Origin of the sequence: Treponema sp. OMZ 788, assembly GCF_024181245.1 — a bacterium.
GTDB lineage: Bacteria > Spirochaetota > Spirochaetia > Treponematales > Treponemataceae > Treponema_B.
On the sequence record NZ_CP051199.1, the window covers coordinates 1848515 to 1859974 of the forward strand.

At 38.8% G+C, this 11460-nt stretch carries 11 protein-coding genes and 1 pseudogene; 3 read left to right on the top strand and 9 right to left on the bottom strand.

The features are described from left to right. Positions 1-7: 7 nt before the first annotated feature. The 7 genes from E4O00_RS09095 to rpmH are packed head-to-tail and all read right to left on the bottom strand — an operon-like array spanning position 8 to position 5272. Positions 8-1093, bottom strand: a complete 1086-nt coding sequence (locus tag E4O00_RS09095) for a peptidylprolyl isomerase (RefSeq protein ID WP_253677059.1) — start codon at positions 1091-1093, stop codon at positions 8-10. A gap of 5 nt (positions 1094-1098) precedes the next feature. Then, the gene (locus tag E4O00_RS09100) at positions 1099-1947 is read right to left on the bottom strand and encodes a DUF6675 family protein (protein ID WP_253677060.1); all 849 of its coding nucleotides are present in this window, start codon (positions 1945-1947) and stop codon (positions 1099-1101) included. Positions 1948-2003: 56 nt separating this feature from the next. Then, positions 2004-2714 (bottom strand): RNA-binding cell elongation regulator Jag/EloR, encoded by a 711-nt coding sequence (jag, locus tag E4O00_RS09105; protein WP_253677061.1) that lies wholly within the window; start codon positions 2712-2714, stop codon positions 2004-2006. A 24-nt stretch (positions 2715-2738) separates the two neighbouring features. Beyond that, positions 2739-4490: a membrane protein insertase YidC gene (gene yidC / locus E4O00_RS09110; RefSeq protein ID WP_253677062.1), complete on the bottom strand. Its 1752-nt coding sequence runs from the start codon at positions 4488-4490 to the stop codon at positions 2739-2741. Positions 4491-4530: 40 nt separating this feature from the next. After that, positions 4531-4752: a membrane protein insertion efficiency factor YidD gene (yidD, locus tag E4O00_RS09115; RefSeq protein ID WP_253677063.1), complete on the bottom strand. Its 222-nt coding sequence runs from the start codon at positions 4750-4752 to the stop codon at positions 4531-4533. Next, complete coding sequence (gene rnpA, locus E4O00_RS09120; RefSeq protein WP_253677064.1) at positions 4749-5105, bottom strand: ribonuclease P protein component; 357 nt, start codon at positions 5103-5105, stop codon at positions 4749-4751. The genes yidD and rnpA overlap by 4 nt, the downstream gene beginning before the upstream one ends. Before the next feature lie 11 nt (positions 5106-5116). Further along, on the bottom strand, positions 5117-5272 hold the full coding sequence (gene rpmH / locus E4O00_RS09125; RefSeq protein WP_044979600.1) for a 50S ribosomal protein L34: 156 nt from the start codon (positions 5270-5272) through the stop codon (positions 5117-5119). Positions 5273-5493: 221 nt separating this feature from the next. On the opposite strand from rpmH, the gene E4O00_RS09130 reads away from it, so the two are divergent. The 3 genes from E4O00_RS09130 (at position 5494) to amrS (ending at position 9337) form a co-directional block, all read left to right on the top strand. Beyond that, on the top strand, positions 5494-7227 hold the full coding sequence (locus E4O00_RS09130; protein ID WP_253677065.1) for a hypothetical protein: 1734 nt from the start codon (positions 5494-5496) through the stop codon (positions 7225-7227). 151 nt (positions 7228-7378) lie between these two features. Further along, complete coding sequence (locus E4O00_RS09135) at positions 7379-8434, top strand: L-threonine 3-dehydrogenase (protein WP_253677066.1); 1056 nt, start codon at positions 7379-7381, stop codon at positions 8432-8434. 15 nt (positions 8435-8449) lie between these two features. Beyond that, positions 8450-9337, top strand: coding sequence for an AmmeMemoRadiSam system radical SAM enzyme (amrS, locus tag E4O00_RS09140; RefSeq protein ID WP_253677067.1), 888 nt, complete (start codon positions 8450-8452; stop codon positions 9335-9337). Positions 9338-9373: 36 nt separating this feature from the next. Here amrS and E4O00_RS09145 read toward each other — a convergent pair whose 3' ends face one another. Both E4O00_RS09145 and rpoN read right to left on the bottom strand, forming a co-directional pair. Next, a complete protein-coding gene (locus E4O00_RS09145; RefSeq protein WP_253677068.1) occupies positions 9374-10015 on the bottom strand; it encodes an MBL fold metallo-hydrolase in 642 nt (213 codons plus the stop codon). Positions 10016-10064: 49 nt separating this feature from the next. Continuing rightward, positions 10065-11457: pseudogene (rpoN, locus tag E4O00_RS14305) on the bottom strand (RNA polymerase factor sigma-54). Between the last annotated feature and the right edge of the window lie 3 nt (positions 11458-11460).

Consider the following 11460-nt stretch of genomic DNA (forward strand, 5'->3'; position numbering starts at 1 on the left):
TAACTCCTTATTTTATATTCAATAATTCAAGTTCAAAAACCAAATAGGCATTGGGAGGTATAACTCCGCCTGCACCGGCTTCACCATAGGCAAGATGCGGAGGAATAATTATAATCCTTTTTTCTCCCAAGGTCATTTTGCCGGCTTGAGAATCAAAACCGGGAATAAGACGGCCTGTTCCTACAGGGAAATCTAACGGCTTGTGCATATCGGAATCATCAAAGACCTTTCCATTTTCTAAAAGGGAACCCTTATATTTCATTGTTAAAGTTTGTCCTTGCTTTGGGGTATCTCCCTTACCTTGTTTTATAACAAAGGAATATACCCCGTCGTCATCCAACTTTGCAGGAGGATATTTTGTTTTAATCAAATCTTCCATTTTTTTTGCAAGAGCCTCTGCTTTGCGTTTTTCGCTTTCCTTAGTTGCGGCGAGGTACTTATAAAAGGCTTCTTGATCAGCTTTAAACGATTTTGCTTCATCGCCTGTTCTTACAATTTTGATCGTTTTCATCTTGTCGCCTTGTTGAATTGCATCTACGACATTTTGGCCTTCAACTACTTTTCCGAAAACGGTGTGCTTACCGTCAAGCCAAGGAGTTTCAACATGGGTAATAAAAAACTGGGAACCGTTAGTACCGGGACCTGCATTAGCCATGGACAAAATCCCGGGGCCGTCATGTTTTAAGGTTTCAACAATTTCATCGGGGAATCTATAACCGGGACCGCCTGAACCTGTTCCGGTAGGATCGCCGCCCTGAATCATAAAATCTGCTATTACCCTGTGAAAGGTAAGTCCGTCATAAAAAGGCTTGCCCTTTGCAGCATCAAGAAAACCTTCAGCAAGGCCTACAAAGTTACAAACAGTTAAGGGCGTTTCTTTATAAAAAAGCTTTAGTACAATCATGCCCTTATCCGTATCTATAACGGCATATAGGCCGTCTTCTTTTAGAGCTTGTACATTCTTTAAATCTGAACTACTCATTTTTTTATCTCCTTTATCTGAGTTAGAATTTGTTATTATAATAGCCGCAGCCGTCCCTGCAACCAAAATCATAAACAAAATTGCAATTATTATTATTAAAAATTTTTTCATTTCAATTATTCCTTTTTTCTTTTTAAATAATAGTCAAGATCTTGTTCGGCAAGTTTATATTCACTTATAAACCAAGTATAAATAGCTGTCAGTCTGGCAGAAAAAGATCTTTTTATTTTGTTTCCTACAAAAGGAATTATAGGAAATTTTGCCTGCATTGAGCTATAGATTAAAATATAATCATCAAGATCGTAAACAGTCATAGATACTATCATATCTTCAGCAGGAAGAGAAATAAGTTTAAAATCTGAGTATATAATCTTTTGCTTATTTGTGCATACCATACCTACATCACTATTATTTTTAAAATAACGATACTTATATATGTTATCTCCAAATGTGTGATCGATATGCCGAGCAAAAACTTCCAAACCATCAAATTCTTCATTTAAGGGATCATCAATACGCTCATAAACAACACCATCCGAGGTTTTAACCTCTTTTACAGCATGGGAAGTCAAGTACAGAGTTCTCATCTCCTGCCTAGTATTTGAAAAATACTCAATACCCTCAAGACCCGATATGTGACGCAATATCTTGGAAACATCAGGAGTATTCGGCCCATTTTTTTTATACAAAGACAAAAACTCCCCGGAAAAAGCAGGCTTATTTTTTGACAATAAATGGGACATTTTTTCCGAAAGAGCCGAAACAGGCTGCATTTCGGGTTCCATATTTGAAGCCCCATATTTCAGCTTTATTATTTCTTTTTTTTGAACAAGCTCGGAGGCTATTTTCGGCTCAAGAATCTCTGAGAGCTTTTTTTCTATACTATCTGTATCCGAGCTATTATCCGAAAAGATTGGAAACAGGCAGACTGCAAAAAACATGAATAGAGCTTTAATTTTTTTCATAAAAATCTCCTAATATTCATTATTACCTCTATAGGCAAGTAGTCCGCCTGTTATACTTATATACCTTTGTAGAACACGCGAACCTGTTTATATAAACCACTTCCCTCGCTTTTGGTTTCAATGTCATTGACAGCATTTAGGGTTGTGTGAATAATTCTGCGCTCATAAGGATTAAGAGGCTCCAAAAGTTGCGACTTCTTTGTCATGCGTACCTTATCTGCCACATCATAGGCCATTCGGATAAGAAGCTCTTCCCTCCTCATCCTATAGCTTTCACAATCTACCGAAACTCTTGCATAGGCATGGCCTATAACTCCTGCATAAACATTTGCCAAAAGCTGTATTGAGTCAAGATTTTTACCCTTTTTTCCTATAAGCATTGCAGCATCTTTAGAATTAATCCTATAAGAAAAATGTTTTTTATCGCATATAACTAAAGAAACAGAACAACCGTAACCAATTTTTTCAATGAGGGTCTGAATAAAGAGCCTTGTTTTTTCTGCTCCTTCAGAAATATCCTCAGCAGTTCTTGTATCTTTTTCTTCTTCAAGATTTTGTTCTGCATCGGAATTTTCGGAATTATTCCTCATATTAGCTCTTAAAGATTCATCAACATGCACCCGGATTTTTGCATGACCTTTCTTAAACAAAGAATTTTTTTGAATTTCCAAAATTTCAACATCAAACTGATCTTTTTCCAGACCTAGCTTGGCTACCGCAATATCAATAGCCTCACGCTCTGTCTTTCCTTCGAATTCATATACCATAGTTATCTCCTAGTACTAAAATAATTATTCTTTATGTTTCATAGACTTATTGATTATAATCTGCTGTAAAAGCATCAAAATGTTGGAAAAAGTCCAGAACAATAAGAGCCCCGACGGAGCATTATAAAAAATAAAGAAAAAGAACAAAGGCATAAAATAAAGCATCATTTTCATAGAAGCATTTTGCTGCGACTGCCCCGGTGTTTGAGTCAGCTTGCTATGCAAAAGCTGAGAACCTGTATAAATGATGGGCAATAGCCTCAAATCCGTCCAATTTAAAATCGGAATGGTAAACCCGAATTTTAAAACGCTGTCTCCCAAAGAAAGATCGGGTATCCAGCCGGGAATAAAACTTGCCCCTCGGAATTCGAAATAGTTATTAAATAGTCCGAACATAGCAAACAAGAAAGGCAGCTGAATAAGAAGAGGAAGACAGCCGGATGCCGGATTATAACCTGCTTCCCTGTAAAACTTAACCATTTCTGCATTGAGCTTTTGAGGATTATTCTTATACTTTTGCTGAATCTCGTTAATCTGAGGCTGAAGTTCCTGCATACGCTTGGTAGCTTCCGAACTCTTTTTGGTAAGGGGGAAAAAGATAATACGCATAAAAAGAGTAAGCAAAAGAAGGGCGACACCCCAGTTCGGAATAATTTTATAAAAAATTTCCATAATGAATTTTAAAACTCTTTCCAGCGGAGCTAAAAAACCTGTTGAAGCCGCAAGCCCGTCGATCCTTAAATTCTCATAACCGTAATTATTTGCAGCCGGCGAATTATAAGAATTCAATATTTTTTCGGAACTGGGACCTATATAGACCCTGTATTGATCATAAGCCGCATTTCCTGCAATCGGTTGTCTTGAAATAAAAAACTGGGAATTGTGCAGTTTTGCACCGTCTTGTTTTATACCTGAAAAGAACATCTTTTGAATCGGATCTTTAGGGATAACGATAAACGAAAAATACTTGCCCGAAACGCTAACCCATGAGGCCAAATCGTTTACCGACTTTGTTTTTCCGTCGGTGATACCTCTATCCTCTCTTTTCTTTTCGTTTGCAAAATAAGAAAGAGCCCTATATTCATACTTGTCGTTTACCTTATCCCATTCAGGGCCTATCTGGGGAGCACTCCTTAAAGTATAAGCAGTATCGCCAAAGGCCAAGCCCTTCATACCGTCTTTTCCGTCGATAGTAACTTCAAGGGTAAACATATAATCGCCGGGAATAAATGTGTAACGCTTTGCTAGGGTAAACACGGATTCGGAACCGTCCGCATTTTTTATCTTTATGTCTCGGTAAAAGCCGATTTGTTTTCTTCCGTCTGCAAGGCTTTCTTCTTTTACATTAAAAAGAAGATCAATAGCCTGTGCATCAGGCCCGCCGAAAGAAAGAGAAAGAGCCCTATTTTTTTCGGTAACATTATCTATCATTTCGACGCGTTCATCGCTTCCTGCAGAAGCATGTTCTTTTAATTTATACGAAATAATATCGCCGCCCTTGTTTGTAAAAACGGCTCTGATAATATCGGTTTCTAAGATATAGGTTTCCTCGCGGGAAGGAACTGTTGAATTTTCGACAGTCTCAAACATCAAACCTGACATTTGATTTGATGACGGCTGAGAGGGGACGGCCGCAGCCTGATTTTGTACCTGCTCCCCGGAAACAGCATTTTGGGAAACATTAAGCTCGGTAGGAAAATATTTTTCCTGGATATACATCCAGCCTCCAAGAACAAGCATGGATAGAACAACAGCCAATACGGTATTTTTTTTCAATTTTTAACTCCTAAATTATAACCACAGTGGGTTAATCATCTTATGGAACGGGATCGTATCCTCCCTTAAAAAAAGGATTACATCTCAAAATCCTAAGTACGGCCATACCAGTTCCCTTAAAAGGGCCGTATTTTTTTATACTTTCAATAGCATACTGAGAACAGGTAGGTTCATACCTACAGCTAGGCGGAAAATGAGGAGAAATAGCCTTTTGATAAAAGATTATACAAGCACACAAAAACCTTACTAAAAGTTTTCTCATAAAGCCTCATTATTATACATTTTTGCTTCTGAAAAGAGTGCGGTAAGTTGTTCTAAACGGAGAGAGTAAGAGTCCTTATCCGAAAAAACCAGTAAGATAAAATCGTTTCCCGGTTTTAACCGATTTTTTATATGCCTATAAGCTTCTTTCGATATTCTCCGAGACCTGTTCCGCATAACTGCGGAACCGAAACCTCGTCGAAAAGTACATAAAAATCGATTGTACTGCAATCCATTAGGCAGGATGAACAAACTCACTCCCTTTAAGCTCAGTTTAAGGCCTTTTTTAAATACGGCCTTAATACATGATCGATCTCTTAACCGTTCTTCTCCGGAAAATGTAAAATCACTCACTCAAGAGAAAATTAGAATGGTTTTTTTTCGTCGGAAGCTGAAAGCTTGCGTCTGCCCTTAGCTCTGCGGCGGCTTAAAATAGCCCTTCCGCCCTTTGTTTTCATAAGTGCACGGAATCCGAAGCGTCGAACCCGTTTTGTTTTACTTGGTTGATATGTCCGTTTCATAAACTAGACTCCTTATATTGTAGAATGGGGGCTCCCACTCAAAGATTTCAAGATAAATTCCGTTACGGATTGGCGATTATATCAATTAAGCACATAAAAGTCAAGAGTGTAAAATCTTACCTTAAAAACGAAAAGTGTATTGACTTTTTCGGGGGGGGGTATAATGGAAGAAAATTTTCATATTTTGAAAAATTCTGCAAAATGCAGAAAAAGGAGTTTTTATGAAACACAAAAATTTTGTTTCACTGGCGGCACTTTTAATATTAGTTTTAAGTGCAGTATTTTTAGTTACAGGCTGTCCCACGGGGTCAGCTCCCTCAGGTAATACCGGTTCGGGCGGAGGCTCAAGCGAAATAACAACTCCTCCTTCTATAAATACAGAGGGAGTCGAATTGACGGCACTTTTAGGAAAAATAGGCTTAGATAAGACAGTTATAACCTCGGCCTCTGAAATCATCACAATTTCAGACCTACCCTCAGGAGCAGCGGTAACTTCAAGTAATGCTGAGCTTATAGAATATCAATCACCTGACAAGTTAAATATTGAAAAATTACCTGAAACAACTACAGAGGTAAAAATTACGATTACCCTAACCAAGAACGGTACTTCAAAATCAAGAGATTTTACTGTAAAGGTATTTAAAGACGGTGAAAACCCAACAGAAGAAGACTATCTTGCAACTTTAACAATTCCTACGACCGTAAGCGATGATTTTGATTTGCCTAACAACTTAAAAAATACAGAAAACACACCAATTACTTGGTCAACCGAAAACGAAAAAATCATAAAAGTGGAAAACACAGGAACAGGTCAAAAAGCAGTAATTGCATTTGATATTGTAGAGCGTAAGGTAAAACTGACAGCAACCGCAAGCGGAAAAATAAAAGCATTTGAAGTTACAGTTTTGCCTGTTGTAAAGATTGAAATTAAAGGTGGTTCGAACGATAAACAAGTTTATGAGTTTGCACAAAACAGTATAACTATAAAGGAATTCCGGGAGAATAAGCTTTTACGAGGTACCCTGTACTCATATACATTAGATGATGAAAACAAAAAAATTACTACAAGAGTGGTATCTCTATATTCACCGGAAGGCAATAAATGGTTTACCATTGAAGAATACTATAGTTTTATAACAGACATGAATATTACTGTTATAAAAAATAAGTTGAAAGACATTGATTTTCTTTTAAGTAAAACCACTATAAGTATCGCAGAACTAAAAGAAGTTTTTAAAAACATTTTTGATAAAGATGTATCAGGATACAATGAACAAGAGTTTTTTGAAAATGCTCTAAAAAAACGCCCGTTTTTATTTACTATGACCTATGAACAATTTATAGATCTTTCCGCTCAAGAACAAACAGAGAAAATAAAAGCCGTACTTACAAAAGAGAAAAAAGGCCATGCTATGGATTACGGCTTACCTGAAGATTCCTCAATAGAAGATATATTGGCTGAAGTTAAAAAATTATACCAACAAAATTACGCTCAAGAGATAAAAGAAGCCAAAGAACCTTGTACCTATACTTACTCTATAGTAAAAAACTCGGAAGGAAATTTGCGCTTTGAAACAAAGGTAGTTTACAATCCTTCAAAACCTTGGTATGAAAATGAAGAAAATTGGAGCTATAATCCGGAATCTTCATCCTCCGAAAATACATGGATTTCCAATTTGAGCGCCCATAAAATTCCCGATGGAACTATCGGAGCGTTCTTATCAATCCAAGAAAAACAGGGAGGAAGTTATAATCATAAAGATTATAACGGCTCAATCACAGGAAGCGGTACAAACTATACCTTTAACGGCCGTCCTCAAGGCGGATCCGGCGAACCAATTACTGCAACAATCACCGACAACAAAGATGGTACTATTAAGGTAACAGTTACGGAAGGAGGCTCTGCTTCCTCAAGACTAAAGTTTGAAGGCAACTCATTGCTTATCTGGCGATAGGCAAAATAAGTATTAGCCTAACTTACTTAAAGCCTGCTTTTAAGTTTTTCTTAAAAGCAGGCTTTTTGACATCTAGCACATAAAATAAAAATATGGTACAATTAAAAACAATTTTTGACAGCAAAATAATTACTGCAAAAAAGGAGAAAATATGACTAAAAGAAAAATTTTGGTTACCGGTTCACTCGGACAGATCGGAAGTGAATTGGTTATGTTTTTAAGAAACGAGTACGGAAACGACAATGTTATTGCTTCAGACATCGAAAAAAAAGATGTACCCAAGGTTATCGAAAGCGGCCCTTTCGAAAAGCTCGATGTCCTTGACGGCAAAAAAACTCTTGAGGTTTGCAAAAAATATAAGGTCAACACGATAATCCACCTTGCAGCCCTCCTTTCAGCCGTAGCAGAAAAAAATCCCCAATTAGCTTATCAGATAAACCTTACAGGCTTACACAATATGTTGGAACTCGCAAGAGAAGAAAAATACTCCCTCTTTGTACCAAGCTCAATAGCAGCCTTCGGCCCCTCAACCCCTGCCGATAAAACTCCGCAGGATACAATTCAAAGACCGACCTCAATGTACGGCGTTACAAAGGTTGCAGGAGAACTCTTGTGCGATTATTACCATCAAAAATTCGGAGTAGATACAAGGGGCGTACGCTTCCCCGGTCTTATCTCCTATGAAGCCCTTCCGGGCGGAGGAACCACCGACTATGCAGTTCATATCTATTATGAAGCCTTAAAGAATGGAGCCTATACTTCCTTTATCAAAAAAGGAACCCTTATGGACATGATGTATATGCCCGATGCCCTAAACGCCATCTTTAAACTTCTTGAAGCCGATCCTAAAAAATTAAAACACAGAAATGCCTTTAATATCACAGCTATGAGCTTTGCTCCCGAAACAATCGCTGCCGAAATCAAAAAGCATATTCCCAAATTTAAGATGAGCTATGATGTAGATCCTGTACGCCAGGCTATAGCAAATTCTTGGCCTAACTCCCTCGATGATTCTTGCGCCAAAAAAGAATGGGGATGGAAGCCAAAGTACAACCTCGAAAGCATGACAAAGGATATGCTCGAAAAATTGAGCGAAAAACTCGGCATCGAGCTTCCGGAAGCAAAAACTTCTCCGGTAAAGGTAAGCAGCGCTAAGGCTCCGGTCGCTAAAAAACCGGCCGCCAAAACAACTGCAAAAAAGAAGTAAGTTTTTAAGAGGGCTATGAAAGAAGCGGAATTTTGGAAAACTGAAACTTCGGTTTTAAAAAATGAAGACGATAAAATACGCTGCCTTTTATGCCCTCATAGATGTCTTATAAAAGAGGGACAGCTTTCCCGATGCCTTAGCCGCAAAAACATAGACGGAAAACTCTATGCATTAAACTACGGCAAGGTTTTGGGAGCCGCCCTCGACCCCATCGAAAAAAAACCCTTATACCGTTTTTACCCTTCTTCCTACATCTTCTCGGTAGGAACCTTCGGCTGCAATTTTGACTGTCGATTTTGCCAAAACCATTCCCTTGTTCATTCTGTTCCGGCTGAAGAAAAAACAGAAAAAAACACAGATACGGTCAGCCCCGAAGAGCTGATTAGGGCCGTTTTAAAAACTCCCTCCATAGGCATAGCTTTTACTTATAACGAGCCTACCATTTGGTATGAGTATGTTAAGGATGTGCTTCCGATTGCAAAAGAAAAAGACTTAAAAACCGTCCTCGTAACAAACGGCTTTATCGAAGAAGACCCCTTAAACGGAATCCTCCCGATGATTGATGCAATGAATATCGACTTAAAATCTTTTTCCCCTCAATTTTACAGCGAAATCTGCAAGGGAAAAATAGAACCCGTAATAAAAACGATCCGAAATGCGGCCTCAAAAGTTCATGTAGAAGTTACCTGCTTGGTTATCGAAGGCTTTAACAGCGGGGATGATGAAATGGATGCCCTCTCCCAAATGCTTTCAAAAATAAGACCGGATATCCCCTTACATATTTCGGCCTTCTACCCTGCCTACAAGATGAAGGATAAAAGGCCCACAAGACCCGAAACAATCAGGCACCTGTGTAAGATAGCTCAAAGAAATTTAAAATATGTTTATCCGGGGAACATTTAAGGAGCATCTAAAAAAAACGGCAGCTTGCAAGTCCTTCTAAATCTTTTCTATCCAGACCCTTTCAGCCCCTATCGAGGTATTGGAGCTGTGGCCGGGATAAACGGTTGTGTCATCCGGAAGGCTTAAAAGGAATTTCAGTGAAGCCTTTATTTTTTGATCGTCCCCGCCTAAAAGGTCTGTTCTTCCGTGGGAGCGGTAAAAAAGGGTATCGCCCGAAAAGAGCACCTTTTCTTCTTCATTCCAAAAACAAACCGAACCTTCGGTATGCCCGGGAGTGTGTAAAACCTTAAAACCGTTTACAAGATCTCCGTCTTTTAAAAAGCCTGTCGGCTCGGGAAAATCGTATTTTAAAGCCTTTATATATCTTTCGGCACGGATTTGGCTAAAACAAGCAATGTGTTTTTCCTTTCCGTTTTGCCCCAAATAGCCTGCATCCTCACTGTGAATCCATAAAGAAGAACCCGGATATTTTTGCATAAGTTCGGGTACGCCGCCCACGTGGTCAAAATGTCCGTGGGTTAGCATTATTTCGAGTCTTTCGGCATTTTTACTTTTTAGGTAATCCATCAATTCCTCATCCGTGCCGCCCGGATCAACGAGGAGAACTGTTTTTTTGTCTAAGGGAAGAGCCCAGGTCTTTACAAAAAGCGGGCCGGTATAGATCTCCGTAATTTCCATATCTTTTTTATACGGCAATTCGAGAAAAATGTCAATTGCGGTGCTGTTATCACTTGCGGTGATAAGATGAAGGAAGGCCTATTTCTTTGCGGTACTTATTTACTGTTCTTACTGCAATGTCAATTCCTCGTTCTTTTAAAATTTGAGAAATGCGGGCATCGGTTTTTTTTTCGGTATCGGATTCGATGATTTCCCTTATGGCCTTTTCTACATAGTCTTTTGAAAGACCGCCGCTTACTTCAGGCGAAAAGAGGTCTTTAATTTCAAAAAGCCCCCATTCGCATCTGATATATTTTTGGTTTGAAACTCTCGAAACGGTAGAAGGACTTAGGCCCACAATTTCTGCAATGTCGATTTGTTTTAAGGGCTTTAAGTAGCCGGGCTGCATCTTTTCGCTCTCCTCTTCAGAAGAAGGCTTACACGGGCGGCCTAAAAAAAAGGCTTCTTGAAAATTGACCAAGGCAGTTAAAACCTTGAGTATGGTCTGATTGCGGTAGGCAAGAACACCCATAAAAAGAGAAGCCTTGTTTAAAAAGTCTGCTGCTTCTTTTTTCTCCTCCTTTGAGCCTGAATTTTTTATCCTTTCATATTCGGGCGAAATTTCAAGGGCGGGAATTTCTTCGTCATTGATTATAATCTTAAATTCGTCCCCTTCTCTTTTTATCTCGGCTATGGGCGTAATAAATTTTTCGCCGTCCGCTCCGCGGGAATAAGCAAGGCCGGGCTTAGGGTTTAAGGACCTTATCAATTCTGCAAGTTCTTCCGCAGTTTCAAAATCTATAATGATTTTTTTTTTGAGCAAGTTTTTTTACAAAGAGTTTTAGGTCGGAAACAAAGGAAAGAACTTCGTAATGTTCTTTTATTATCTTTACACAAAGGGAATGTATGTTTTTATAAATGTCAAGGATTTCGTGAGTTTTGGGAGACTCGCAAAAGATTCCGGCCTGCACAATAAGAGATTCTTTAACACCGGTACAGGCACAGCCGATTGGTTCAAGCCGCCTTACAATATTAAGAGCTTTTTTTATTTCTGCATGCCTTATTTTTTTTTCGGTAAGGAGTTCGGCGAAGAGCTCTTCAAGAGGAACCCAATAAAAACCGTTTTGATCCAAATTTTGAATTATGAGCATTGCCGCATCTAAGACATACTCATCCGTTATCGATTCTCCGGCCTGTTCGATGAGATGAGCCTGCAAAGTTTTATGGGAATCATCTTCGATGCTTTCCAAAAAACTTTGATGCTTATCCCCTTCTTCCGCAGATGCGGCACTCACTCGCGAAGAGGTCTTAAAAATAAGGGCGGGATTCCGTTTTACTTCCTTTATTACCTCTTCTTGAAGCTCTTCGCTCGATAGATTAAGCAGGGCAACAGCATTTAACATCTGCTGGCTCATCACCATTTTTTGAGATAGAATCTGCTGCTGCCTTTGCTTTAATAACATTTT

Bases quoted from the DNA above. Each gene is read 5' to 3' on its own strand.
- amrS (WP_253677067.1), top strand. From the start codon at position 8,450: ATGAAAGAAGCGGAATTTTGGAAAACTGAAACTTCGGTTTTAAAAAAT.
- yidD (WP_253677063.1), bottom strand. From the start codon at position 4,752: ATGAGAAAACTTTTAGTAAGGTTTTTGTGTGCTTGTATAATCTTTTAT.
- E4O00_RS09130 (WP_253677065.1), top strand. From the start codon at position 5,494: ATGAAACACAAAAATTTTGTTTCACTGGCGGCACTTTTAATATTAGTT.
- jag (WP_253677061.1), bottom strand. From the start codon at position 2,714: ATGGTATATGAATTCGAAGGAAAGACAGAGCGTGAGGCTATTGATATT.
- E4O00_RS09145 (WP_253677068.1), bottom strand. From the start codon at position 10,015: ATGGAAATTACGGAGATCTATACCGGCCCGCTTTTTGTAAAGACCTGG.
- rpmH (WP_044979600.1), bottom strand. From the start codon at position 5,272: ATGAAACGGACATATCAACCAAGTAAAACAAAACGGGTTCGACGCTTC.
- E4O00_RS09100 (WP_253677060.1), bottom strand. From the start codon at position 1,947: ATGAAAAAAATTAAAGCTCTATTCATGTTTTTTGCAGTCTGCCTGTTT.
- E4O00_RS09135 (WP_253677066.1), top strand. From the start codon at position 7,379: ATGACTAAAAGAAAAATTTTGGTTACCGGTTCACTCGGACAGATCGGA.
- E4O00_RS09095 (WP_253677059.1), bottom strand. From the start codon at position 1,093: ATGAAAAAATTTTTAATAATAATAATTGCAATTTTGTTTATGATTTTG.